This is a genomic window from Leclercia sp. M-A074-M (assembly GCF_965195605.1).
Classification (GTDB): Bacteria; Pseudomonadota; Gammaproteobacteria; order Enterobacterales; family Enterobacteriaceae; genus Enterobacter.
Window position 1 is genome coordinate 394913 of sequence record NZ_CBDAHM010000001.1, and the last position, 23744, is coordinate 418656.

Annotated in this window: 19 protein-coding genes; 11 read left to right on the top strand and 8 right to left on the bottom strand. The window is 58.1% G+C overall.

Features of this window, described 5'->3' with window-relative positions:
* The first annotated feature begins 239 nt into the window (after positions 1-239).
* Entirely contained in the window at positions 240-458 is a 219-nt protein-coding gene (infA, locus tag ACOKCT_RS01990; RefSeq protein WP_001040187.1) for a translation initiation factor IF-1, read from the top strand.
* A 77-nt stretch (positions 459-535) separates the two neighbouring features.
* On the opposite strand, the gene ACOKCT_RS01995 is transcribed toward infA, so the two are convergent.
* The 3 genes from ACOKCT_RS01995 to clpS form a co-directional block, all read right to left on the bottom strand.
* Positions 536-949, bottom strand: coding sequence for a hypothetical protein (locus ACOKCT_RS01995; RefSeq protein ID WP_420193110.1), 414 nt, complete (start codon positions 947-949; stop codon positions 536-538).
* 736 nt (positions 950-1685) lie between these two features.
* Entirely contained in the window at positions 1686-3962 is a 2277-nt protein-coding gene (gene clpA, locus ACOKCT_RS02000) for an ATP-dependent Clp protease ATP-binding subunit ClpA (protein ID WP_263951040.1), read from the bottom strand.
* A gap of 30 nt (positions 3963-3992) precedes the next feature.
* Positions 3993-4313 (bottom strand): ATP-dependent Clp protease adapter ClpS, encoded by a 321-nt coding sequence (gene clpS, locus ACOKCT_RS02005; protein ID WP_103178900.1) that lies wholly within the window; start codon positions 4311-4313, stop codon positions 3993-3995.
* 325 nt (positions 4314-4638) lie between these two features.
* On the opposite strand from clpS, the gene cspD reads away from it, so the two are divergent.
* The gene (gene cspD / locus ACOKCT_RS02010; protein ID WP_032617324.1) at positions 4639-4860 is read left to right on the top strand and encodes a cold shock-like protein CspD; all 222 of its coding nucleotides are present in this window, start codon (positions 4639-4641) and stop codon (positions 4858-4860) included.
* Positions 4861-5085: 225 nt separating this feature from the next.
* Here the strand turns inward: cspD and macB are convergent, their stop codons facing one another.
* Both macB and macA read right to left on the bottom strand, forming a co-directional pair.
* Entirely contained in the window at positions 5086-7026 is a 1941-nt protein-coding gene (macB, locus tag ACOKCT_RS02015; RefSeq protein ID WP_420193111.1) for a macrolide ABC transporter ATP-binding protein/permease MacB, read from the bottom strand.
* Positions 7023-8138, bottom strand: coding sequence for a macrolide transporter subunit MacA (gene macA, locus ACOKCT_RS02020; RefSeq protein WP_103178898.1), 1116 nt, complete (start codon positions 8136-8138; stop codon positions 7023-7025). The genes macB and macA overlap by 4 nt, the downstream gene beginning before the upstream one ends.
* Positions 8139-8297: 159 nt before the next feature.
* Between macA and ACOKCT_RS02025 the strand changes: the two genes are divergently transcribed.
* Positions 8298-9254: a VirK/YbjX family protein gene (locus tag ACOKCT_RS02025; protein WP_159339213.1), complete on the top strand. Its 957-nt coding sequence runs from the start codon at positions 8298-8300 to the stop codon at positions 9252-9254.
* Here the strand turns inward: ACOKCT_RS02025 and ACOKCT_RS02030 are convergent.
* The gene (locus tag ACOKCT_RS02030; RefSeq protein ID WP_156654200.1) at positions 9251-10909 is read right to left on the bottom strand and encodes an ATP-dependent endonuclease; all 1659 of its coding nucleotides are present in this window, start codon (positions 10907-10909) and stop codon (positions 9251-9253) included. The two genes, ACOKCT_RS02025 and ACOKCT_RS02030, sit on opposite strands and share 4 nt — an antisense overlap.
* A gap of 371 nt (positions 10910-11280) precedes the next feature.
* Here ACOKCT_RS02030 and aqpZ point away from each other — a divergent pair, with 371 nt between their 5' ends.
* The 4 genes from aqpZ (at position 11281) to hcr (ending at position 15819) form a co-directional block, all read left to right on the top strand.
* A complete protein-coding gene (gene aqpZ / locus ACOKCT_RS02035) occupies positions 11281-11976 on the top strand; it encodes an aquaporin Z (protein ID WP_156654199.1) in 696 nt (231 codons plus the stop codon).
* 167 nt (positions 11977-12143) lie between these two features.
* Entirely contained in the window at positions 12144-13043 is a 900-nt protein-coding gene (locus ACOKCT_RS02040; RefSeq protein WP_103178895.1) for a lysine exporter LysO family protein, read from the top strand.
* A 143-nt stretch (positions 13044-13186) separates the two neighbouring features.
* Entirely contained in the window at positions 13187-14839 is a 1653-nt protein-coding gene (hcp, locus tag ACOKCT_RS02045) for a hydroxylamine reductase (protein ID WP_156654198.1), read from the top strand.
* A gap of 11 nt (positions 14840-14850) precedes the next feature.
* On the top strand, positions 14851-15819 hold the full coding sequence (hcr, locus tag ACOKCT_RS02050) for an NADH oxidoreductase (protein WP_103178893.1): 969 nt from the start codon (positions 14851-14853) through the stop codon (positions 15817-15819).
* 99 nt (positions 15820-15918) lie between these two features.
* Here the strand turns inward: hcr and ACOKCT_RS02055 are convergent, their stop codons facing one another.
* A complete protein-coding gene (locus ACOKCT_RS02055; RefSeq protein ID WP_156654197.1) occupies positions 15919-16353 on the bottom strand; it encodes a DoxX family protein in 435 nt (144 codons plus the stop codon).
* A 151-nt stretch (positions 16354-16504) separates the two neighbouring features.
* On the opposite strand from ACOKCT_RS02055, the gene poxB reads away from it, so the two are divergent.
* The 4 genes from poxB to ACOKCT_RS02075 all read left to right on the top strand — a co-directional run bounded on the left by poxB (position 16505) and on the right by ACOKCT_RS02075 (position 21814).
* A complete protein-coding gene (poxB, locus tag ACOKCT_RS02060) occupies positions 16505-18223 on the top strand; it encodes a ubiquinone-dependent pyruvate dehydrogenase (protein ID WP_156654196.1) in 1719 nt (572 codons plus the stop codon).
* 38 nt (positions 18224-18261) lie between these two features.
* Positions 18262-19263, top strand: a complete 1002-nt coding sequence (ltaE, locus tag ACOKCT_RS02065; protein WP_156654195.1) for a low-specificity L-threonine aldolase — start codon at positions 18262-18264, stop codon at positions 19261-19263.
* Positions 19264-19272: 9 nt separating this feature from the next.
* A complete protein-coding gene (locus ACOKCT_RS02070) occupies positions 19273-20709 on the top strand; it encodes an SDR family oxidoreductase (protein ID WP_103178889.1) in 1437 nt (478 codons plus the stop codon).
* 91 nt (positions 20710-20800) lie between these two features.
* Positions 20801-21814 carry an NAD-dependent epimerase/dehydratase family protein gene (locus tag ACOKCT_RS02075; protein WP_103178888.1) on the top strand — a complete coding sequence of 338 codons (1014 nt, stop codon included), beginning with the start codon at positions 20801-20803 and terminating at the stop codon, positions 21812-21814.
* A 55-nt stretch (positions 21815-21869) separates the two neighbouring features.
* On the opposite strand, the gene ACOKCT_RS02080 is transcribed toward ACOKCT_RS02075, so the two are convergent.
* On the bottom strand, positions 21870-23711 hold the full coding sequence (locus tag ACOKCT_RS02080; protein WP_420193112.1) for a glycoside hydrolase family 19 protein: 1842 nt from the start codon (positions 23709-23711) through the stop codon (positions 21870-21872).
* Positions 23712-23744 lie beyond the last annotated feature (33 nt).

Sequence of the window (23744 nt, forward strand, 5' to 3'; positions counted from 1 at the left end):
GTAGGTTCTGCCTGTTGCCCCGCCGCCGTTTGGGAATAGTTCGCATCCGATAACGCCCTATCGTTTATCCTGCCACCTCCCCTTTACGTATGCGCTTTTCGTACGGTTGAACCGTGACGTCCGGGCAATACGCTGAAACTGCTTTGTTGCGTTTTAAACGCACAAATCTTTACTTAATTGAGGAATTTCGGCATTATCTTGCCGGTTCAAAACTTGGTAGTGATACCCCAGAGGATTAGATGGCCAAAGAAGACAATATTGAAATGCAGGGTACCGTTCTGGAAACGTTGCCTAACACCATGTTTCGCGTAGAACTGGAAAACGGTCACGTCGTTACCGCGCATATCTCCGGTAAAATGCGTAAGAACTATATCCGTATTCTGACGGGCGACAAAGTGACTGTTGAGCTGACCCCGTACGACCTGAGCAAAGGCCGCATTGTCTTCCGTAGTCGCTAAGAGTATTTCGCCTGCAATGGCGTACAAAGAATAATAAAGGCCGGGTTATCCCGGCCTTTTTTTATGCCCCGCCCGTATCAGTGGATACGCACTACGGTCAGATCCGCCAGCATGGTATGCGCAATATCATGCAGCAGCCCGGTAAGGTGCGGGAGCATCTCGCGGTCGAAATGCGACACCAGCAGCACATGGTTTAAGGCCCGGCAGTAATCGCACTGGGCTTCGGTGCTGTCCAGCAGCCACTCCTGTTTGTGCACGGGCGGGATGTCGTTCTCATCCAGCACGCGAAAATCGGTCATGGATTTTGCCAGCTCAGCGCTGAATGCATCAAGGTAGGCCGCCAGGCAGCGGCAGACAGGCTGCGTTTGCGGCAGCGAGTCGCAATCGACCAGGATTTCGGTGAGCAGGTTGCAGCGCGCGGCAAGGGTGGAGAGATCGGGGTTGCTTAGTTCAAGTTCGCTGTAAAGCTGGGTGATGGTGTTATTATCCATAATCATAATCTCCGAAAGTAATTTTTTGCTGACCACCCGAACGCCAACTCAGGCGGTGGACTGAACCAGGTTGGCGTACCGACTACCCTCGGAAAAATCGGCGCTTCAAAGAAGCCCTGGCCCAGCCCACCATAATCTGAGCATGCGGATTATATCCGCAGCTTTCAAAAGAGTGAACGAAACCGCTAATGTTGCGCATGCAACATCATTTCCGAAGTTTGTTCAGGACGCCAATCCTGGCACCTGATTTTGCAGGTGCATCGCCATTCTATTACTGTGGTTTTATCCAGCAATACCCATAATTAAATTCTGGATAACGCCTCGCAAAATTTTCATCCCCCCCTACAGCAACACAAAAGCCAGAGACAGACCCTCTACTCACAGCGGCACCCTGGTCCGGCTGAAAATCGCTGAGGCGTTGACCGCAGGACGGGGCGGGGCGCATGGCCCGACCCGAAAGCCGAAGGGAAAAAGCCGAGGGGACCGCGAAGCGGCGATTTTCCTGGCCGGGAGCCGGGGTGGTCAGGGGGCGGCGGCGAGCCCCCCTGACACGTTCACCGGTGACGTGGTTTACAGAGAAGCAGCGAACGCAAGGTGAACGGAACCATCACAGCCGCCACATGTTCTCACCCACCGTGCATCGCCCTGCGGCGCTGCGCTTGCACGGGCCTACAACGACTAAAAAACCATAAAAAAAACCGGGCATTTGCCCGGTTTTTATCATCACATAACAGCGTTAGTGAGCCGCCTCCGGCTTATGTTTCGCCGCACTCTGGAAATCATACGTCAGCTCATTCTTCGCCTGATCCAGCGCCACTGTCACCTGGCCGCCGTCCACAAGCGAACCAAACAGCAGCTCGTTAGCCAACGGTTTCTTCAGGTTGTCCTGAATCACACGCGCCATCGGACGGGCACCCATCGCACGATCGTAGCCTTTCTCTGCCAGCCAGTTGCGGGCTTCCTGACTCACTTCCAGAGAGACCCCTTTCTGATCCAGCTGAACCTGCAGCTCGACGATGAACTTATCCACCACCTGATGAATCACCTCGGTAGAGAGATGATCGAACCAGATAATGTTGTCCAGACGGTTACGGAACTCCGGCGTAAAGACCTTCTTGATCTCTTCCATCGCATCGGTGCTGTTATCCTGGTGGATCAGGCCGATGGATTTACGCTCGGTTTCACGCACCCCGGCGTTGGTGGTCATCACCAGCACTACGTTGCGGAAGTCCGCCTTGCGCCCGTTGTTATCGGTCAGCGTCCCGTTATCCATCACCTGCAGCAGGATGTTGAACACGTCCGGGTGCGCTTTCTCGATCTCATCGAGCAGCAGTACCGCGTGCGGATGCTTGATCACCGCGTCGGTGAGCAGGCCGCCCTGGTCAAAGCCCACATAGCCTGGAGGCGCACCGATCAGACGGCTGACGGTGTGGCGCTCCATATACTCGGACATATCGAAGCGCAGTAGCTCGATGCCCAGCGCTTTGGAGAGCTGAACCGTCACCTCGGTTTTCCCCACCCCGGTCGGGCCGGCGAACAGGAAAGAACCGACAGGTTTGTGCTCATGCCCCAGCCCGGCGCGGGCCATCTTAATGGCTTCGGTTAAGGCCTCAATGGCTTTATCCTGCCCAAAGACCAGCATTTTCAGGCGATCGCCAAGGTTTTTCAGCGTATCGCGGTCGCTCTGAGAAACACTCTTCTCAGGGATACGCGCGATGCGGGCCACCACGGATTCGATATCCGCCACGTTGACCGTTTTCTTACGCTTGCTGACCGGCATCAGACGCGCACGCGCGCCCGCTTCGTCGATCACATCAATCGCTTTATCCGGCAGGTGGCGATCGTTAATGTATTTCACCGCCAGCTCCACCGCCGCACGCACCGCTTTCGCGGTATAACGCACATCATGGTGCGCCTCGTACTTCGGCTTCAGGCCGTTGATGATCTGCACCGTTTCTTCTACCGACGGTTCAGTAATATCGATTTTCTGGAAGCGACGCGCCAGGGCACGATCTTTTTCGAAAATATTGCTGAACTCCTGATAGGTGGTTGAACCCATTACCCGGATCTTGCCGCTGGAGAGCAGCGGTTTAATCAGGTTAGCGGCATCCACCTGACCACCCGATGCCGCACCGGCGCCGATGATGGTATGGATCTCGTCGATAAACAGGATGCTGTTGGTATCCTGCTCCAGCTGTTTCAGCAGCGCTTTGAAACGTTTTTCAAAATCACCGCGGTATTTGGTGCCGGCCAACAGGGAACCGATATCCAGCGAATAGATGGTGCAGTCGGCGATCACTTCCGGGACGTCGCCCTGCACGATGCGCCAGGCCAGCCCTTCGGCAATGGCGGTTTTACCGACGCCAGACTCCCCCACCAGCAGTGGGTTATTCTTGCGGCGGCGGCACAGCACCTGAATCGCCCGTTCCAGCTCTTTATCGCGGCCTATCAGCGGGTCGATACCGCCAACACGGGCAAGCTGGTTAAGATTGGTGGTGAAGTTTTCCATACGTTCCTCCCCGCCTGCCTGCTCTTCGCTGTTGACCTGATGGCTGGAATCCGAAGACGGATTCGATTCGTCTTTGCGCGTTCCGTGAGAGATAAAGTTCACCACATCGAGGCGGCTGACTTCGTGTTTGCGCAGCAGGTAGGCGGCTTGCGACTCCTGCTCGCTGAAGATGGCAACCAGCACGTTTGCACCGGTGACTTCGCTACGTCCGGAGGACTGGACGTGAAATACCGCACGCTGGAGTACACGCTGGAAGCTGAGCGTCGGTTGCGTGTCGCGCTCCTCTTCACTGACGGGCAGTACAGGTGTGGTCTGTTCGATGAAGGCTTCAAGTTCCTGACGCAGCGCCACCAGATCCACGGAGCAGGCTTCAAGCGCTTCGCGGGCGGATGGGTTACTGAGCAGTGCAAGCAGCAGGTGCTCGACCGTCATAAACTCATGTCGGTGCTCACGCGCTCTGGCGAAAGCCATGTTTAAACTGAGTTCCAGTTCTTGATTGAGCATAGGCACCTCCCCCAATTTTCATTGCCTTATTCAGGCTTTTTCCAGCGTACACAGCAACGGATGCTCGTTCTCCCTTGCATACTGGTTCACCATTGCCACCTTGGTTTCGGCGACTTCAGCGGTATAGACACCGCAGATGGCTTTGCCATGATAGTGAACCGTAAGCATCAGTTGCGTTGCACGTTCAACATCATAAGAAAAGAACTTTTGTAGCACGTCAATAACAAATTCCATCGGCGTGTAATCATCGTTCATTAACATAACTTTATACATAGATGGCGGTTTTAGCGCGTCGCGCACTTCATCTTCCGCCAACTTATCGAAATCGAGCCAGTCGTTCGTCTTACCCATTGTCAGTCGTCATCTTCGTTTACGGTCTCCGGTCGCGTGTCTCAGTGATGCTGACGGGAGGCTATACATAACCTGAATCTACCTTAGATGTCAGATAACCTATATCTATTATTGCCATCCGCGATGTCTGTCACAATACCGTTCAATAGCGTTAACTGCTTCAAATTTTGACGCATTTTTCACCTTCCTTACCCGGCAAAGGCTTGACGATCCCTTTGGTTTATCTAAATTGAACAGGCGTGAGTTGGCGAGGTTTTGAACAGCCCCCACTTCACCACCGGTTCATTACATCTAACTCAATAAGATTTACGAAGGATGTCGAAGCATGGAAACGGGTACAGTTAAGTGGTTCAACAACGCCAAAGGGTTTGGTTTTATCTGCCCTGAAGGCGGCGGCGAAGACATTTTCGCACATTACTCCACCATTCAGATGGATGGATACAGAACGCTGAAAGCCGGGCAGGCCGTCCGGTTCGATGTACACCTTGGGCCAAAAGGCAATCATGCCAGCGTTATTGTGCCCATCGAAGCAGAAGTGGTGGCATAGCCCTCTGTTTCATTGTGTACACCCCGCACTCAAAATGCCAGCCCGACGCGCTGGCATTTTTATTTGTGGGCTGCCGTGCGGTCTGCTGCCCGGCGGCGCTGCGCTTGCGCGGGCCTACAAATCATTGTGGGCTGCCGTGCGGTCTGCTGCCCGGCGGCGCTGCGCTTGCGCGGGCCTACGGATTTCGTAGGCCGGGTAAGGCGTAGCCGCCACCCGGCAACAGATTCACTCCCGGGCTAACGCATCCACCGGATCTAATCGCGCGGCGTTTCTGGCCGGCAACCAGCCAAACAGTACCCCGGTAAAGGTAGAACAGAGGAAGGCAGTTAGCAGCGCCATCGGTGAAAAACCAATTTCCCAGCCGGGTAAAAACAGCTGCAGCGTAAAGGCGATGAGCAGCGAGAGCGTAATCCCCAGCGCACCGCCCACCAGACAGACCAGCACCGCTTCAATCAAAAACTGTTGCAGCACATCGCTGGCCCGGGCGCCCACCGCCATCCTGATGCCGATTTCACGCGTCCGCTCCGTCACCGACACCAGCATGATATTCATTACCCCGATCCCCCCGACCAGCAGGGAGATGATCGCCACCAGCGTGAGGAAGAGCTGAAGAGTACGTGTGGTCTTTTCCGCCGTTTTCAAGAGCCCGTCCATGTTCCAGGTGAAGAAATCTTTCTTCCCGTGGCGCAGGGTCAACAGGCGCTCAAGCTGTTGCTCTGCCTGGGCGCTGTCGTAACCCTCTTTCACCCGGACGGTGATGGAGTTAAGCCACGACTGCCCCATAATGCGCCCGGAGATGGTGGTGTAAGGCAGCCAGACGCGCAAAATCTTGCTGCTGCCAAACATCGACTGCTTCTCCTCCGCCACGCCAATCACCGTTGCGGGCATATTCCCCACCAGCACGATCTCGCCCACCACCTTCGCTTTATTGGGGAATAGCTGTCGCCGGGCGTTGCTGTCGAGCACCACCACCTGCGCCCGCCCTGCAAGCTGCTCTGCATTGAAGGTGCCCCCTTCGCTGAAGGTCATACCGTAGACGTTGAAATAGTCGCCGCTGACGCCGTTGGCGCTGGCCGCCACATCGATATTGGCATAGCGCAGACGCAGGCTCTGGGACACCGCCGGGGTGGCGGAGTTAACCCACGGCTGCTTCTTAATGGCCGTGAGATCGTCATACTTCAGCGCCTGCTGGTACTGCGGCTCATCATCGCCAAAATCTTTGCCGGGATAGACGTCAATGGTATTGGTGCCGATGGAGCGGATATCCGACAGCACCAGCTGTTTGGCCGCGTCGCCCACCACCACAATCGACACCACCGAGGCGATGCCGATGATGATCCCAAGCATGGTCAGCAGGGTGCGCATTTTGTTGGCGGCCATCGCCAGCCAGGCCATGGTCAGCGCTTCGCGAAAGCTGCTGGCAAACTGCCGCCAGCCCGACGGCGGCGGTAACGCCACCTCCTGACGCCGGGTGGCATTGAGGGCGGGCGGCGGATTACTGACCAGCTCGCCGTCGCGGATCTCGACAATGCGTCCGGCCTGGGAGGCCACCTCCGGATCGTGGGTGACAATAATCACCGTGTGCCCCTGATCCCGCAGCTGGTGCAGGATTGCCATCACCTCTTCCCCGGAGTGGCTGTCCAGCGCCCCGGTCGGTTCATCCGCCAGGATCACCTGGCCGCCGTTCATCAGCGCCCGGGCGATACTCACCCGCTGCTGCTGGCCGCCGGAAAGCTGCGACGGCTGATAATCCACCCGCTCCCCCAGCCCCAGCCGGGTAAGCAGCGCCTGCGCCCGCTCAAGACGTTTTTTGCGCTCTACGCCAGCATAGACCGCGGGCACCTCGACGTTTTGCGCCGCGCTCAGATGCGAAAGCAGATGGTAACGCTGGAAGATAAAGCCGAAATGTTCCCGACGCAGTTTGGCCAGCGCGTCGCTGTCCAGCGTGGCGACGTCGGTGCCCGCCACGCGATAGGTGCCGCTGGTGGGTTTATCCAGACAGCCAAGAATATTCATCAGCGTCGATTTACCGGAGCCTGACGCCCCGACAATCGCCACCATCTCCCCCGCCTCTACCTGCAGGGTGATGCCCTTCAGCACCTCCACCGGCCCGTCGCCGGAGGGGTAGCTGCGGCGGATATCATTCAGCTCCAGCAGGGCGGTCATTTCGCCGCCCCTGGCTGGCTCTCGCTGATGACCACCTCTTCACCCTCTTCCAGCCCTTTCACCACCACCACATCGGTGTCGTTGCGCGAGCCGAGACTCACCTCACGCTCGCGGATTTCACCGTTACGCAGCACCTTCACGTTATAGCGGTTATCTCCTACCGGTTGGCCCAGCGCCGCCAGCGGAATGGTCAGCACGTTTTTCACCCCGGAGAGCTGAATATGCACCTGGGCGGTCATGTCCAGGCGCAACACCCCCTGCGGGTTGGGGACTTCAAACCGGGCGTGATAGAAAATGGCGTCGTTGACCTTCTCCGGCGTCGGGAGAATATCCTTCAGCACCCCTTCATAGCGGGTTTGCGGGTCCCCCAGCACGGTAAACCAGGCTTTTTGCCCCGGCTTCAGGTGGATCACATCCGCTTCCGAAACCTGCGCCTTCACCAGCATGGTACCCATATCCGCCAGGGTCAGGATGTTCGGCGCCTGCTGGGCGGCGATAACCGTCTGTCCCTGCAGGGTCGTAATCTGCGTCACTTCCCCGGCCATCGGTGCAACGATGCGGGTGTACTCGAGGTTAGTTTTGGCACTGTCCAGCGAGGCCTGGTTGCGTTTGATCTGCGCATCGATGGTGCCAATCTGCGCCTGCTTCACCGCCAGCTCGGTGGTCGAGGTATCCAGATCCTGCTGCGAGATCGCCTGGGTGGTCGCCAGCTGCCGCTGACGGTTCAGGGTCACCTGGGCGAGCTTACGCTCCGCTTCCGCCTGGCTGCGCTGGGCGCGCAGCTCCATCAGCGTCGCTTCCACCTCTTTGATCTGGTTTTCGGCCTGCTCCGGGTCGATAACCCCCAGCAGTTGCCCTTTTTTCACCTTGTCGCCAATCTCCACCGATAGGGTCTTCAACTGGCCGCTGACCTGGGCACCCACGTCAACCTTGCGTAGCGCGTCCAGTTTGCCGGTCGCCAGCACGCTCTGCTGCAACTCGCCCGGACGGACAATCAATGTCTGATATTGCGGCACCGGTGCGTTTAGCACCCGCCACAGCCAGAATCCACCCACCAGTACAATCAGCACCAGCAGCAGAAACAGCTTCCTGCGCTTTCCCTTTAAGTTCATAAATATTCCAAATAGCAATTCCGGCTTACATAACTGTTGATTCTAACTAAACCGCGCCTCAACGAAACCCCTGCTTTTCGTGGCGCGTGAAAGTTGTTGAGGAGAGGTTGATAAAACCCCTGCTGAAATAAAGGCCTGGCAACAAGACCGGGATCTATTATGTCCTCCATCGCAGAGTCATCTTATTCACATCAGCAGCAACCTAAATCAGCCTGGCAGCTATTTCAGCATCTGGCCTCCGGGACATTAACCCCCGGCCTTGCCTGGCGTAATCCGGCCTATCGCCGCAAGTTTATGCTGCGCTCGCTGATGACGCCGTTCAGCACTGCACGTCTGCTGGCAAGCCTGACAAAACAGCCGCAACTGCTGCAACTGTTACAGGCCCAGCCGGGACTGCCCTGCCGCCTGCATCGCCCGTGGCTCTCGGTGGCGATGAATCGCCAGCAAACGCTCCAGGCGCTGAACTGGCACTATCAGACCCTGCAGAGCCGGCTCCCGGCCGCGCTGATGAACGGCTATCTCTCCCGGGAGGGGGTCACGTTACTGACCCTGACCGGGAAAGACGATCGCGCCTTTACCCTGCGTCTGTGCGCTGATGCCTTCCTCGATAAAGAGGGCGAAGCGACGCTGGCGTTTTGCGACGAACAGCAGACGGTGCTGGCGGAGATGACCTTTACGCTGTGTCAGGTTAACGGCACCCCGACGCTGTTTATCGGCGGGATGCAGGGGGCAAAAGCCTTTGTGCCGCACGAGGCGATTCAGAGCGCCACCAAAGCCTGTCACGGCCTGTTCCCGAAACGTTTGCTGGTGGAAGCCGCCATGACGCTCGGCAGCGCCCTGGCCGTGGAGCAGATTATCGCCGTCAGCAACAGCACCCATATTTATCGCAGCTGGCGCTATCGCAAGAAAAAAGAGGGGAAACTGCTGGCCGACTACGACAGTTTCTGGCTGTCGCTGGGCGGGGAGCGCGACAGCGAGGGCAACTTCAGGCTGCCGCTCGCCATGCCGCGCAAACCGATGGAGGAGATCGCCAGCAAAAAACGCGCCGAGTACCGCCGCCGGTTTACCCTGCTGGACAGCCTGATCGATCAGGTCAACCGGGCGACCCGCCGCTAGTCCGCCCTCCCGCGTGCCAGCCACAGCACGCGGGAGAACATCTTCCGTAACAGCGTGGGCACCGCCTCCACGCCGCGACGACCAGCCTCCATCGCCACCTCAATCGCCAGATCGGGTTTCGAGGAACGGTGAATGGCCTTCATGATCACCCGTCGCATGTTCATCGGGACGTCGTCCGGGATCATCGCCACCCGGTGAAAGACATCGGCAAAGCCCTGCCGGTACATGAAGTGTTCCATGTCCATGGCGGGCAGCGCCGTCAGGTGCTCGCGCTCCTCCTCCCGATCGTTATTGATCAGCCCGCGCACGGTCGCGGCATATTTCTTACCCGCTTCGTCACCATCCACCAGCACATGCCATTCGATGCCCATCCGCCGGGCAAATTTAATCAGCGGTTTCAGGCCCGACTGGGCAAACTCGATCACTTTGATGCCCTCGGCATCAAAGTGGTGCCCACACTGACGGGCCAGCTCGTTAATCACCCAGGTTTCGGTCTCCCCTTCCACCAGCAGCCAGCAGCGGGCAAACAGCGAGGAGGCGCGGTTGAAGCGAATATGGAAGGCGATACGGCGACTGTCTTCCGCATTCATGCCCCCCGGACCCAGGCGGTAAGCCGAGACGCGCGACGACTCACGCACCAGACGGCAGACGTGCTCGACCGGGGTTAGCGACAGCAGTTCGCCGGAGTTGGTGGTGGTGATGCGCTGCAACGGCAGCAGATTCAGCAGGTGCCAGGCCACCGAGAGCATGATTGGGTGCAGGCGCGTCTCGGGATCTTCCACCAGCAGCAGCGGACGGGCATCCCGGTCCAGCCGGACGGTGCCTTTGGCCTGCAACAACGTGGAGAACAGCCCCAGCAGGATCACCCGGTGCGAGCGGCCGCCGGGACGGTCGATCATCCGGTTGATGATATCGAGATAACGCCAGCTGCGTTGCTCGTCATGGGAGCGCCGCCGCATCAGCCGGTTGCGCACCGGGGAGGTGCCCTGTTCGGAGAAGTAGTGCTCCAGCAGCTGTACCATTGCCGACAGCCCCTGGCGGATCTGGCCGTCGGTCAGGTTTTGCGGGCGGGCGACCAGTTCCCGGGCCAGATAGTCCAGCTCCCGGGCGGTGACTTCCACATCAGGCATGTCGGGGACGGTACCATTGCGAATGCGGCGCATAAAGCGGGCATCACGCAGGCGCAGCACCGGCATCAGACGGACCAGATGGCGCGCCCGCTCGTCGATATCCTCCAGCGGCAGGACCTGGCCGTCAGTATCGAGAAAACCGCGCAGGGTCAGCACACTGTCATCAGTGGCAAGCTCACCCTCCAGACGATAAAAAATGCGCCGATAGCCATCATCACAGGGCACCCAGCAATCGGCAAGAGGACGATAGCGGCGAACGCGATGGCGCCCCGGCTCGCTTTCACGAAAGGTAAGGATAATATGCAGATGGTGTTCACGCCCCTGCAGATCCCCGGGGGGGAACCAGAAATCTTCCCGGACAAAATGGTACAGACTGGATTCCGGCGATAGCAGCAACGTCAGGGCGTCCAGCAGGCTCGATTTACCCCAGGCGTTTTCTCCGATCAGCACGTTGTTGTGCTCAAGCATCAGCGACAGACGGTTAATGCCGCGAAACCCCACGATTTCCACACGCTCTAGCAACATGTACCCTCCGGGAGAAATGAACTTTTTCCTTTAAGTTATCAGGAGTATAACGCCAGCGGGCCCGGACGGACACTCCATCGTCGGCGGAATAATGATTGCCAGAAGGGAAAATTAAGAGTTTAACCAGACAGTTTCATTTGTAATAACGATTTCCGCCGCATACTCTTGCTGCCGAAAATGTAACTCTGCTTTACTCGCCATAATTTAGCAAGGAAGCGCAACACATTGCCCTACATCAAACTTACCGTATTTATTTAACTGGTGAGAGGGAATATTCATTTTTAGAATAGTGGCGTTTTAAAAATCGTCGCTTGTTTTGGCGATAAATAACAATGGCGCAGGATTGCGCTCATTTTTTCTTTGAGGTGGTTATGTTCAGAAAATTAGCAGCGGAATGTTTTGGGACATTCTGGTTGGTATTTGGTGGCTGCGGTAGCGCCGTCCTGGCAGCAGGGTTCCCGGAACTGGGAATTGGTTTTGTCGGCGTTTCGCTGGCCTTTGGTTTAACGGTTTTAACGATGGCGTATGCCGTGGGGCATATTTCCGGCGGTCACTTTAACCCGGCGGTAACATTAGGATTGTGGGCCGGCGGCCGTTTTCCGGCAAAAGAGGTTGCTGGCTATATTATTGCCCAGGTCATTGGTGGAATTATTGCTGCCGCTATTTTGTATGTTATTGCCAGCGGTAAAGCGGGCTTTGATGCTGCGGCCAGCGGCTTTGCCTCAAACGGCTTTGGCGAACACTCCCCGGGCGGTTTCTCCATGCTCTCTGCCATCGTGATTGAAATTGTGCTGACTGCGGGCTTCCTGCTGGTGATCCACGGCGCAACGGACAAGCACGCCCCGGCCGGTTTCGCGCCGATTGCGATTGGCCTGGCGCTGACCCTGATCCACCTGATCAGCATTCCGGTGACCAACACCTCTGTTAACCCGGCGCGCAGCACAGCGGTAGCCATCTTCCAGGGCGGCTGGGCGCTGCAACAGCTGTGGCTGTTCTGGGTGATGCCGATTATCGGCGGTATTATTGGCGGCGTGCTGTACCGCACCCTGCTGGAAAAACGCGATTAAGCGTGCGCGCGTTGTGGCGCCGGGTGATGGCTTCGCCTTACCCGGCCTACGGGACAGCATTTCGTAGGCCGGGCAAGCGAAGCGCCGCCCGGCACTGTTTTCACCTTTACTGAACCGTCTGAATTGGGTAGTGTCACAGCGCCACTCATATACAGGACCGGTTGTTCATGTTTTCAGGACTCTTAATCATTCTGCTCCCACTGATCGTGGGCTATCTCATTCCTCTTCATCAGCTGTCAGCGTTAAAACTGATCAACCGACTTTTGAGCGGAATTGTCTACGTCATTCTCTTTTTTATGGGGATCAGCCTCGCCTTCCTCGATAATCTTGCCACCAATCTGCTCTCTATCCTGCACTACTCCATTATTACGATGGCCGTTATTTTGCTCTGTAATATCGCGGCCCTGTTCTGGCTGGAGCGCGCTATTCCGTGGAAAAACCATCACCATCAGGAAAAATTGCCTTCACGCATTGCCATGGCGCTGGAGTCATTAAAATTATGCGGCGTGGTGGTGCTCGGTTTTCTGCTGGGGCTGACAGGATTCTCTTTTTTACAACACGCCACCGAGGCCAGTGAATATACCCTGATCTTCCTGCTGTTCCTTATTGGTATTCAGCTGCGAAATAATGGCATGACCCTAAAACAGATCGTTCTCAACCGTCGCGGCATGATAGTGGCGGTGGTGGTGGTGGGCAGTTCGCTGATTGGCGGGGTGATTAACGCCTTTATTCTCGACCTGCCGCTGAATACCGCCCTGGCGATGGCCTCCGGTTTTGGCTGGTACTCGCTTTCCGGCATTCTGTTAACCGAGTCTTTCGGTCCGGTCATTGGCAGCGCCGCCTTCTTTAACGATCTGGGGCGCGAGCTGATCGCCATCATGCTGATCCCCGGTCTGGTGCGCCGCAGTCGTTCCACGGCGCTGGGGCTGTGCGGTGCCACCTCGATGGATTTCACCCTGCCGGTGCTGCAACGCTCGGGCGGGCTGGAGATGGTACCTGCCGCCATCGTTCACGGCTTTATTTTAAGCCTGCTGGTGCCCGTCATGATGGCGTTCTTCTCAGCCTGATACTTCTTTGGCGGTAGCCTGCTGCCGCCAAAATTGCGCTAAATCAATATCCCTCTACTTTGTGGCAGAAAGCGCTTCCCACCGTATCGCCACAGGCATAATCTTAAACATGTATATCAAATATAACTTTAACAGGTGTGATTATGTTTTGTGTGCAATGTGAACAAACCATCCGTACCCCAGCTGGCAACGGCTGCTCTTACGCACAGGGCATGTGCGGTAAAACCGCAGAAACCTCCGATCTGCAGGATTTACTGATCGCCTCTCTGCAGGGTTTATCCGCCTGGGCAGTTAAAGCCCGGGAATATGGCATTATCGACCACTACGTTGATCACTTCGCCCCGCGCGCGTTTTTCTCTACCCTGACTAACGTGAACTTCGACTCCCCGCGCATTGTGGGCTACGCCCGCGAAGCCATCGCCCTGCGTGAAGCCCTCAAAGCGCAGTGCCTGAATGTGGATGCCAGCGCCCAGGTCGATAACCCGATGGGTGACCTGCAACTGGTCAGCGACGACCTCGGCGATCTGCAGCGCCAGGCGGCTGAATTTACCCCGAACAAAGACAAAGCGGCGATTGGCGAGAACATTCTCGGCCTGCGTCTGCTCTGCCTGTACGGCCTGAAAGGTGCCGCGGCCTATATGGAGCACGCCCACGTTCTGGATCAGTACGACAACGACATCTACGCCCAGTACCACAAAATTATGGCGTGGCTCGGCACCTGGCCTTCCGACATGAACGCCCTGCTGGCGTGTTCCATGGAGATCGGCCAGATGAACTTCAAAGTGATGAGCATCCTGGATGCCGGTGAAACCACCAAATATGGCCACCCAACCCCGACGCAGGTCAACGTCAAAGCGACCGAAGGCAAATGCATCCTGATCTCCGGTCACGACCTGAAAGATCTCTACAACCTGCTGGAGCAGACCGACGGCACCGGCGTTAACGTCTACACCCACGGCGAGATGCTGCCCGCCCACGGCTACCCGGAACTGCGTAAATTCAAACATCTGATCGGGAACTACGGCAGCGGCTGGCAGAACCAGCAGGTGGAATTCGCCCGCTTCCCGGGCCCTATCGTGATGACCTCGAACTGCATCATCGACCCGACGGTGGGTGCCTACGATGACCGCATCTGGACCCGCAGCATCGTCGGCTGGCCGGGCGTGAGCCACCTCGAAGGCGACGATTTTGGTCCGGTGATTGCCCAGGCCCAGCAGATGGCGGGCTTCCCCTACAGCGAAATTCCGCACCTGATCACCGTCGGTTTCGGTCGCCAGACCCTGCTGGGTGCGGCGGATTCCCTGATTGACCTGGTGAGCCGCGAAAAACTGCGTCACATCTTCCTGGTGGGCGGCTGCGACGGCGCGCGCGGGGAACGTAACTACTTCACCGACTTCGCCACCAGCGTGCCGGACGACTGCCTCATCCTGACCCTGGCCTGCGGTAAGTACCGCTTCAACAAGCTGGAGTTCGGCGATATCGAAGGGCTGCCGCGCCTGATCGATGCCGGTCAGTGTAACGATGCCTACTCAGCCATCATCCTCGCGGTCACCCTGGCGGAAAAACTGGGCTGCGGCGTAAACGATCTGCCGCTGTCGCTGGTGCTCTCCTGGTTCGAGCAGAAAGCGATTGTGATCCTGCTGACCCTGCTCTCGCTGGGCGTGAAAAACATCGTCACCGGCCCGACGGCGCCTGGCTTCTTTACCCCGGATCTGCTGGCGGTTCTCAACGAGAAGTTCGGTCTGCGTTCCGTGACCACCGTTGAAGAAGATATGAAGCAACTGCTGAGCGCGTAAGGAGTAAAAGTATGACGATGCCAACCCATCAGTGCCCATGGCGGATGCAGGTTCACCACATCCATCAGGAAACGCCGGATGTCTGGACGATTTCGCTGCTGTGTCACGACTATTATCCTTACCGTGCCGGGCAGTATGCGCTGGTCAGCGTGCGTCACTCCGCAGAGACGCTGCGGGCGTACACGATCTCCTCGACGCCGGGCATCAGCGAGTACATTACGCTGACGGTTCGTCGCATTGATGAGGGGGCGGGCTCACAGTGGCTGACAGGTGAGGTGAAGCGTGGGGATTATATCTGGCTCTCTGACGCGCAGGGAGATTTTACCTGCGACGATAAGCCGGACGACAAATTCCTGCTGCTGGCCGCCGGCTGCGGCGTCACGCCGGTGATGTCGATGCGGCGCTGGCTGGCGAAGAATCGCCCGCAGGCTGACGTGGCGGTGATCTTCAGCGTGCGCTCGCCGCAGGATGTCATTTTTGCAGACGAATGGCGTCACTACCCGGTTACCCTGGTGGCGGAAAACAACGCCACAGAGGGGTTTGTCGCCGGTCGCCTGAGTCGCGAACTGCTGCAAAGCGTACCGGATATCGCCTCCCGCACGGTGATGACCTGTGGTCCGGCGCCCTATATGGCAATCGTTGAAGAAGAGGTGAAGGCCCTGGGCGTGACCCGCTTCTTTAAAGAGCAGTTCTTTACCCCGGTCGCGGAAGCCGCCACCCACGGGTTGAAGATCACCAAACTGCAGCCTGCGCAAACCTTCTTTGGCCGCGTGGGCAGCACGCTGCTGGAGGCGCTGGAGAGCAATAACGTGCCGGTGGTGGCTGCCTGTCGTGCAGGCGTGTGCGGCTGCTGTAAAACAAAAGTGGTGGACGGGAACTATACCGTTACCAGCACCATGACGCTGACGGATGCCGAAGTGGCGGAAGGCTATGTGCTGGCCTGCTCCTGCCATCCGCAGGGGGATCTGGTGCTGGCCTGAAAAAACGCCCGGTGGCGCTACGCTTGCCGGGCCTACAAAAGAGCGCGAACCTTAGGCCGGGCAAACGCAGTACCGCCCGGCATTACCGCCGCAGAGGAATTACTTCCACGCCGGATCGCTGACCACCGCAAACCGCCCTGCCCCCAAAAATGCCACCGCCAGCGCCCCCACAAAGAAATAGACCAGACTCTCAATCGCCCATGCCCCTACCGCATCCAGCGCGAAGGTTTTCCCGGTGCCTACCATCAGCCACGCCACCACCATGGTGAACGCTAATATCAGCGCCGCCGGACGGGTGAGAATGCCGAGAATAATCAGGATCGGCGCCACCACTTCACCCATCAGCACGCCCCAGGCGATAAAGCCCGGCAGCCCTTTTGCCACCAGCATGCCTGCAATCCCCCCGACCCCGTCGATAGCCTTATGCAGGCCATGAAACAGCATCAATCCCCCCACCGCCAGCCGCAGCAACAATCTGCCGAAATCTTCGTGCGTTAGCGTTTTATTAACAGCAAGTAACAATGATTTAACCATCTGAATTGACTCCATTTTTAACTAAACTCATACCACAATATGACGAAATGTTGCACAGTGAAAGCAACTATTAATAAGGGGGATTCCGCGGGCATGCCGGTCAGTTTCATCTAAGCTTGAAAGCGTTATCACATTCAGGAGATGGACTACCATGAAACAAACCGTGGCGAACTATATTGCGAAAATGCTGGAACAGGCCGGGGTAAAACGGATCTGGGGTGTTACCGGGGATTCCCTCAACGGTCTGAGCGACAGCCTGAACCGAATGGGCACCATCGAATGGATGCCGACCCGCCATGAGGAGGTCGCCGCGTTCGCCGCCGGGGCCGAAGCCCAACTGACCGGAGAGCTGGCGGTCTGTGCGGGCTCGTGCGGGCCTGGCAACCTGCACCTGATCAACGGTCTGTTTGATTGTCACCGTAATCATGTCCCGGTGCTGGCTATCGCCGCGCACATTCCGTCGAGCGAGATCGGCAGCGGCTATTTTCAGGAGACGCATCCGCAGGAGCTGTTCCGTGAATGCAGCCACTACTGTGAACTGGTCTCCTCCCCTGAGCAGATCCCCCAGGTGCTGGCCCTGGCGATGCGCAACGCCATTCTGAAGCGCGGCGTTTCGGTGATTGTGCTGCCAGGCGACGTGGCGCTGCAGGCTGCGCCGGAAAGTGCCAGCACCCACTGGTATCCTGCGCCCCAGCCGGTGGTGACGCCCGCCCACGCGGAGCTGAAAAAACTGGCCCAGCTGCTGCGCTACTCCAGCAACATCGCCCTGATGTGCGGCAGCGGCTGCGCCGGAGCCCACGAGGAACTGCTGGAATTTGCCGGCACCCTGAAGGCGCCGATTGTTCACGCCCTGCGCGGGAAAGAGCATGTAGAATACGATAACCCCTACGACGTGGGGATGACCGGGCTAATTGGCTTCTCCTCCGGGTTCCACACCATGATGAATGCCGACACCCTGGTGCTGCTCGGGACCCAGTTCCCCTATCGCGCGTTTTACCCCACCGACGCCAAAATTATCCAGATCGACATTAACCCCGCCAGCATCGGGGCGCACAGTAAAGTGGATATGGCGCTGGTGGGCGACATCAAGGCGACCCTGAGCGCACTCATGCCGCTGCTGGAGGAGAAGACCGATCGCACCTTCCTGGATAAAGCCCTGAGCGATTATCGCGATGCCCGCAAAGGGCTGGATGACAAGGCGAAACCCAGCGATAAAGCGCTGCACCCGCAATATCTGGCCCAGCAGATCAGTCGTTACGCCGACGAGGACGCCATCTTTACCTGCGACGTGGGTACCCCCACCGTCTGGGCGGCGCGTTACCTGAAAATGAACGGCAAGCGCCGCCTGCTGGGGTCGTTTAACCACGGCTCAATGGCCAACGCCATGCCGCAGGCGCTGGGGGCGAAAGCCACCGCGCCGGACCGTCAGGTGGTGGCGATGTGCGGCGACGGCGGCTTCAGCATGCTGATGGGCGACTTCCTTTCAGTGGCGCAGATGAAACTGCCGATCAAAATCATCGTCTTTAACAACAGCGTGCTGGGCTTTGTGGCGATGGAGATGAAAGCGGGCGGCTATCTGACCGACGGTACGGATCTGCACGACACCAACTTCGCCGCCATCGCCGAAGCCTGCGGTATCACCGGTATTCGCGTGGAGAAAGCCTCAGAGGTGGATGATGCCCTCAGCCGCGCCTTTGCCACCGACGGCCCGGTGCTGGTGGATGTGGTGGTGGCCAAAGAGGAGCTGGCTATTCCGCCGCAGATCAAACTGGAACAGGCGAAGGGCTTTAGTCTCTATATGCTGCGCGCCATTATCAGTGGCCGCGGTGACGAAGTTTTGGAGCTGGCAAAAACCAACTGGCTCAGGTAAAACATTTCACATCACCTTTTAAATTATAGGGATGTGAAATGATTGATTTACGTAGCGATACCGTAACCCGCCCGACGCAGGCCATGCTCAAGGAGATGCTGGCCGCGCCGGTCGGGGACGACGTCTATGGCGATGACCCCACCGTTAACGAACTTCAGCGCTATGCCGCCGAACTGAGTGGCCACGAGGCTGCGCTGTTCCTGCCCACCGGCACCCAGGCGAACCTGGTGGCGCTGCTCAGCCACTGCGAGCGCGGCGAAGAGTATATCGTCGGCCAGGGAGCGCATAACTATCTGTACGAAGCGGGCGGCGCGGCGGTGCTCGGCAGCATTCAGCCCCAGCCGCTCGATGCCGCCGCAGACGGCACCCTGCCGCTGGACAAGGTGGCGGCTAAAATCAAAGCCGACGACATTCACTTCGCCCGCACCAGACTGCTCAGCCTCGAAAACACCCATAACGGCAAAGTGCTGCCGCGCGACTACCTGAAAGCGGCGTGGGAGTTTACCCGCGAGCGTAAACTGGGGCTGCACGTCGACGGCGCGCGCATCTTCAACGCCGTGGTGGAGTATGGCTGTGAGCTGAAAGCGATTACGCAATATTGCGACTCGTTCACCATTTGTCTCTCCAAAGGGCTGGGCACGCCGGTGGGCTCCCTGCTGGTGGGCAACGCCGACTACATCAAGCGCGCCAACCGCTGGCGCAAAATGACCGGCGGCGGCATGCGCCAGGCCGGGATCCTCGCCGCGGCGGGTCTGTACGCCCTGAAAAATAACGTAGCCCGCCTGAAGGACGATCACGACAACGCCGCGTGGATGGCTGCGCAGCTGCGCGAGATCGGCGCCGACGTGATGCGTCACGACACCAACATGCTCTTTGTCCGCGTCGGAGAGGAACACGCCGCAGCATTAGGCGAGTTTATGAAGGCGCGCGGCGTGCTGATTAACGCCTCGCCGGTGGTGCGTCTGGTGATGCATCTCGACGTTAACCGCGAGCAGCTGACAGAAGTGGTTGCTCACTGGCAGGCATTTTTGCAGCGCTAAGGAGTCCATGTGCCGCAACGTATTCTGGTGCTGGGTGCCAGCGGGTATATCGGTCAACATCTGGTGGCCGCCCTGAGCGCACATGGGCACCAGGTCCGGGCTGCGGCACGCAGCATTGAGCGTCTGCAAAAGCAGGCCCTGCCCCACGTCACCTGCCATGCTATCGACCTCAACTGGCCGCAGACGCTGGCGGCGCTGCTGGAGGGGGTGGATACCCTTTACTATCTGGTACACAGCATGGGCGAAGGGGGGGACTTTATCGCCCACGAGCGCCAGGTGGCGATGAACGTGCGCGACGTGCTGCTGGAACACCCGGTTAAGCAGATTATCTTTCTCAGTTCGTTACAGGCACCGGCGCATGAGCAGTCCGACCATCTGCGTGCCCGGCAACTTACCGCCGATATCCTGTGCAGCGCCGGGATCCCGCTTACCGAACTGCGGGCCGGGATCATCGTTGGCGCCGGTTCTGCCGCCTTCGAAGTGATGCGCGATATGGTCTATAACCTGCCGGTGCTGACCCCGCCGCGCTGGGTCCGCTCCCGCACCACGCCGATTGCGCTGGAGAACCTGCTGCACTATATGGTGGAGCTCCTCAACCACCCGGCCACGCAGCACCGGGTGCTGGAGGCCGCCGGACCCGAGGTGTTGAGCTATCAGCAGCAGTTTGAGCATTTTATGCGGGTAAGTGGCCGTCGTCGCCCGCTGATCCCCATTCCTTTCCCGACCCGCTGGATCTCAGTGTGGTTTTTAAATGTGATTACCTCCGTGCCGCCGACCATTGCCAAAGCGTTAATCCAGGGTCTGAAACACGATCTGCTGGCGGACGATCGCGCGCTGCGCAACCTGATCCCGCAAACGCTGATCCCCTTCGATGACGCGGTTCGTAACACGCTGAAAGAAGAGGAGAAACTGGTGAACTCCAGCGACTGGGGCTACGACGCCCAGGCGTTCGCCCGCTGGCGTCCGGAATATGGTTACTACCCGAAACAGGCCGGATGCACGGTGAAAACCACCGCCAGCCTCAGCGCCCTGTGGGAAGTGGTGAACCAGATCGGCGGTAAAGAGCGCTACTTCTTTGGCAACGCGCTGTGGCAAACCCGGGCGATGATGGATCGGCTCGTCGGGCATAAGCTGGCGAAAGGCCGTCCGGCCGCGCCATATTTGCAAACCGGCGATACCGTTGACAGCTGGAAGGTAATTATCGTTGAACCTGAAAAGCAGCTGGCGCTGCTGTTTGGCATGAAAGCCCCCGGCCTCGGGCGGTTGTGCTTTACGCTCAAGGACAAAGGCGACCACCGGGAGCTGGACGTGCGCGCCTGGTGGCATCCGCACGGCATGCCAGGTCTGTTCTACTGGCTGCTGATGATCCCGGCGCACCTGTTTATCTTCCGGGGAATGGCCCGGCGTATTGTTTTTCTGGCAGAACAAAACAGAGAAAAAGAGTAATTAAAACTCTGAATCTTTCACGTTTCCCATTGCATACAGTCGTAATTCACGGAAGAATGCGCACGAAATTCTTTCAATACAGTGGATCGATATGAAGGTACTGGTTACCGGCGCCACCAGCGGCTTAGGCCGCAATGCGGTGGAGTTTTTGCGCAATAAAGGCGTCAGCGTCCGGGCCACCGGTCGTAATGAAGCGATGGGTAAATTGCTGCAAAAAATGGGCGCAGAGTTTGTCCATGCCGACCTGACGGAACTGGTCTCTTCCCAGGCAAAAGTGATGCTGGCCGGAATCGATACGCTGTGGCACTGCTCCAGCTTTACCTCACCCTGGGGAACCCAGGAAGCGTTCGACCTGGCAAACGTGCGCGCCACCCGCCGTCTGGGTGAGTGGGCTGTGGCCTGGGGCGTGCGCAACTTCGTGCATATCTCCTCGCCGTCGCTCTATTTCGACTATCACCACCATCGCGATATCCAGGAAGATTTCCGTCCGGCGCGCTTCGCCTGCGAATTTGCCCGCAGTAAAGCCGCCAGCGAAGAGGTAATCGATCTGCTGGCGCAGTCTAACCCGCATACCCGTTTTACCATTTTGCGTCCGCAGAGCCTGTTTGGCCCGCACGACAAAGTGTTTATTCCGCGCCTGGCGCAGATGATGCACCACTACGGCAGCGTGTTGTTGCCGCGCGGCGGGGATGCGCTGGTGGACATGACCTATTACGACAATGCCATTCATGCCATGTGGCTGGCCAGCCAGCGTGAGTGCGACGGGCTGCCATCCGGCCGGGCATACAACATCACCAACGGCGAGCCACGCTCGCTGCGCAGCATTGTGCAAAAGCTGATCGACGAGCTGAACATTCACTGCCGGATCCGCTCCGTGCCCTACCCGATGCTGGATATTATTGCCCGCAGCATGGAGCGGCTGGGCAATAAGGCTGCCAAAGAGCCGATGCTGACGCACTACGGGGTGTCGAAACTGAACTTTGATTTTACCCTCGATACGCAACGCGCTGAGAGCGAGCTGGGCTATAAGCCGCTGGTGACGCTGGATGAGGGGATTGTGCGCACCGCGGCCTGGCTGCGGGATCACGGGAAGTTACATCGCTAACAGCCCGGCGCGCGGCAGAGAAAAAAACGGCAACCCTGAGGTTGCCGTTTTGCTATTAAAGCGCGGTCCAGGCGTCTGCCCATGCCAGGCCTACGCCTGGTTCATAGTAAGCCGGGGTGCTGTTACACCAGCCGCTGTACGGGAACGGCTTGCACTGGAAGAGTTTACCGTGGTTGTTCACGATATCCCCTGCGTTGTACTTGTTGTTGGCGCTCCACGCCGCGTAAGTGTCTGAGCCTTCGTCACCTGACGGGATCTGCGCTTTCGCTTTCACGTTCAGCAGGTAAGTCGTGGTGTCGCTCAGCTCGCCATCGCTGACGGTCAGGCTCACTTCAATCTGCTGAGCCGTTGCCGCCTCAGGCGCAGTAAAGGTCACTACCGCCTTGTCTTCACCGGAGACGGTCTGGCCGTCCTGGGAACGCCAGGTGTAGGTCAGTTTGTTGCCATCTTCGTCAGTGGAGCCTTCCGCGCTCAGGGAGACCTGGGCACCCGCGTCAACCGCCCCAACCGGGCCGGAAATGACCGCAACCGGCGCATGGTTAGTCACAGCTGGCGTCTCATCTGCTGGCGTATTGTCAGCCGGGGTGTTATCAGCCGGAGTATTATCCGCTGGCGTATTGTCTGCCGGGGTATTGTCCGCAGGCGTATTATCGCTCGGGTTAACCGCAGAGCCATCGTCATTGACGATATTCACGTTAAAGAACTTCTGCACGCACTTGGTGTAATCGCCCTCTTTAAAGGCGCTGAATGGCGTCTGATAACCCACCAGCTGACAGGCGTAGGTTTTGCCGTCCGGCGTATCTGCGCTCCATCCCCAGTCCTGTTCCCAGTAAATTTTCAGGGCACCGGCGCCGCCTTCATCAAACTGCTTCATGTTGGCACAGCCCAGGACTTCATTTTCCGGAACCGGCACTTTCAGGTAGTTGGCGAACTCTTTGTAGTATTTGATCCGGTTTTCCGACTGGGCAATTTCCGTCGGGCCGCCACATTCCACGCCGCCGTTAATGATCTGGGTGGTCACGCCGAAGCCCGGTACCAGGCCGTTAGCTTTGTCGTGATCGTTTGGCTGCCAGGTGCCGTCGATGACCTGCAGCATGCTCGGCTTCGGCGGTTGCGGGTAGGCGAAGAAGAAGATGGCGCTCGCCAGGTTCAGCCAGGTGTCGGCAACCAGCTCCGGTTTGTCCAGCAGCGTGCGGACGTCACCAAACATCGCTTCCGAGAACGGACCGTAGTTATAGTTGTAGGAGAGCTGCTTGGCACCGCGGCCAAAGTAGCTCAGGAAATCGCCGTCTTTGTCTTTGCCGCACGGCCAGGTCTGTCCCTGCCAGACATCCGGGTTGCATTCGCCGTTATAGCCGCCCTTCTGGCCTTCGCTCCAGCCCATTTCGCGAACGTATACCAGCGCCTGACGCCATTCGGCTTCCAGACGCCAGGATTCATGCCCGCCGGTCTCCTGCGCGAAGTGTGCAAACATGGTCGCCAGCTCTTTACGGCAAATCGCCAGGCTGTCGCGGCCATCGGTGTAGGTATCGCACAGCGCCGGGAATTTACCCACCGCTTTCAGGAAGTTGCTGTAGCTGTACTCTTTGGCGCGCAGCGGGAACAGATACTCCCAGTCGCTCTCCTTCAGAATGCTTTCAACACGCTTCACGTTATCTGGATTGGTCGCCTTACCCGGCTCAATCTGCTCCACCAGGGCGTTATCCAGGGTGCGGATTGTCGCCTTGACCGACTTCATCAGCGGAAAATCCGTTAACGCCTGCTCTTTTTTTGCCAGATCGCTGGCTTTCATCGTGTAGGGTTCACTGCTTCCCGCCTTGAGCATGTTTGCCTGTGCCATTACTGGCGCAACACACGCCCCCGCGACCAGAATGCTCAGCAATGTCCTTTTATTCATCTACGTTGTTCCTTTTAAAAACGATAATAAGCA

Excerpts from the sequence above, each read along its gene's own strand:
- infA (WP_001040187.1), top strand. The coding sequence starts at position 240 with ATGGCCAAAGAAGACAATATTGAAATGCAGGGTACCGTTCTGGAAACG.
- ACOKCT_RS01995 (WP_420193110.1), bottom strand. The coding sequence starts at position 949 with ATGGATAATAACACCATCACCCAGCTTTACAGCGAACTTGAACTAAGC.
- clpA (WP_263951040.1), bottom strand. The coding sequence starts at position 3,962 with ATGCTCAATCAAGAACTGGAACTCAGTTTAAACATGGCTTTCGCCAGA.
- clpS (WP_103178900.1), bottom strand. The coding sequence starts at position 4,313 with ATGGGTAAGACGAACGACTGGCTCGATTTCGATAAGTTGGCGGAAGAT.
- cspD (WP_032617324.1), top strand. The coding sequence starts at position 4,639 with ATGGAAACGGGTACAGTTAAGTGGTTCAACAACGCCAAAGGGTTTGGT.
- macB (WP_420193111.1), bottom strand. The coding sequence starts at position 7,026 with ATGACCGCCCTGCTGGAGCTGAATGATATCCGCCGCAGCTACCCCTCC.
- macA (WP_103178898.1), bottom strand. The coding sequence starts at position 8,138 with ATGAACTTAAAGGGAAAGCGCAGGAAGCTGTTTCTGCTGCTGGTGCTG.
- ACOKCT_RS02025 (WP_159339213.1), top strand. The coding sequence starts at position 8,298 with ATGTCCTCCATCGCAGAGTCATCTTATTCACATCAGCAGCAACCTAAA.
- ACOKCT_RS02030 (WP_156654200.1), bottom strand. The coding sequence starts at position 10,909 with ATGTTGCTAGAGCGTGTGGAAATCGTGGGGTTTCGCGGCATTAACCGT.
- aqpZ (WP_156654199.1), top strand. The coding sequence starts at position 11,281 with ATGTTCAGAAAATTAGCAGCGGAATGTTTTGGGACATTCTGGTTGGTA.
- ACOKCT_RS02040 (WP_103178895.1), top strand. The coding sequence starts at position 12,144 with ATGTTTTCAGGACTCTTAATCATTCTGCTCCCACTGATCGTGGGCTAT.
- hcp (WP_156654198.1), top strand. The coding sequence starts at position 13,187 with ATGTTTTGTGTGCAATGTGAACAAACCATCCGTACCCCAGCTGGCAAC.
- hcr (WP_103178893.1), top strand. The coding sequence starts at position 14,851 with ATGACGATGCCAACCCATCAGTGCCCATGGCGGATGCAGGTTCACCAC.
- ACOKCT_RS02055 (WP_156654197.1), bottom strand. The coding sequence starts at position 16,353 with ATGGTTAAATCATTGTTACTTGCTGTTAATAAAACGCTAACGCACGAA.
- poxB (WP_156654196.1), top strand. The coding sequence starts at position 16,505 with ATGAAACAAACCGTGGCGAACTATATTGCGAAAATGCTGGAACAGGCC.
- ltaE (WP_156654195.1), top strand. The coding sequence starts at position 18,262 with ATGATTGATTTACGTAGCGATACCGTAACCCGCCCGACGCAGGCCATG.
- ACOKCT_RS02075 (WP_103178888.1), top strand. The coding sequence starts at position 20,801 with ATGAAGGTACTGGTTACCGGCGCCACCAGCGGCTTAGGCCGCAATGCG.
- ACOKCT_RS02080 (WP_420193112.1), bottom strand. The coding sequence starts at position 23,711 with ATGAATAAAAGGACATTGCTGAGCATTCTGGTCGCGGGGGCGTGTGTT.